A 1,229-nucleotide genomic window follows, 5' to 3' on the forward strand; every position below is an offset into this window, starting at 1 on the left:
GGCGAGCTGATCCAGAACCAGGTCCGCCTGGGCCTGGCCCGGATGGAGCGCGTCGTGCGCGAGCGCATGACGACGCAGGACGTCGAGGCGATCACGCCGCAGACGCTGATCAACATCCGCCCGGTCGTCGCGGCGCTGCGCGAGTTCTTCGGCACCTCGCAGCTCTCGCAGTTCCTCGACCAGACCAACCCGCTCGCGGGGCTGACCAACAAGCGGCGGCTGTCCGCACTCGGGCCCGGCGGCATGTCACGGGAGCGCGCCGGGTTCGAGGTGCGTGACGTGCACCCGTCCCACTACGGCCGGATGTGCCCGATCGAGACGCCCGAAGGGCCGAACATCGGCCTCATCGGCTATCTCGCGAGCTACGCCCGGGTCAACGCCTTCGGCTTCGTCGAGACCCCGTACCGGAAGGTCGTCGACGGGAAGGTGACCGACCGGATCGACTACCTGACGGCCGACGAGGAGGACCGCTTCGTCAAGGCGCAGGCCAACACGGTGCTCAACCCCGACGGGTCGTTCGCCGAGTCGCGCGTGCTGGTGCGCACCAAGGGCGGCGAGACGGAGCTGGTCCGGGTGGCCGAGGTCGACTACATCGACGTGTCGCCGCGCCAGATGGTGTCGGTGGCGACGGCGATGATCCCGTTCCTGGAGCACGACGACGCCAACCGGGCCCTGATGGGGGCGAACATGCAGCGGCAGTCGGTGCCGCTGATCAGGAGCGAGGCGCCGCTGGTCGGCACTGGCATGGAATACCGTGCCGCGACCGACGCCGGTGACGTCATCAGCGCCGAGAAGGCCGGCGTGGTCGAGGAGGTCTCCGCCGACTACGTCACGGTCATGAACGACGACGGCACCCGGACGACCTACCGGGTGGCCAAGTTCAAGCGCTCCAACCAGGGCACCTCGTTCAACCAGAAGCCGATCGTGGCCGAGGGCGACCGGGTGGAGGCGCGTCAGGTCATCGCCGACGGCCCGTCCACCGACGGCGGCGAGATGGCCCTCGGCAAGAACCTGCTGGTCGCGTTCATGCCGTGGGAGGGGCACAACTACGAGGACGCGATCATCATCTCGCAGCGCCTGGTGCAGGACGACGTGCTGTCCTCGGTGCACATCGAGGAGTACGAGGTCGACGCGCGTGACACCAAGCTGGGCCCGGAGGAGATCACCCGCGACATCCCGAACGTCTCCGAGGAGGTCCTGGCCGACCTCGACGAGCGCGGGATCATCCG

General features: G+C 68.8%; 1 pseudogene. It reads left to right on the plus strand.

From position 1 onward, the window contains the following. A pseudogene (locus ACWDXC_RS45265) lies at window positions 1-1,229 on the plus strand (DNA-directed RNA polymerase subunit beta); the annotation flags it as partial.

The organism is Nonomuraea sp. NPDC003214 (genome assembly GCF_053590035.1).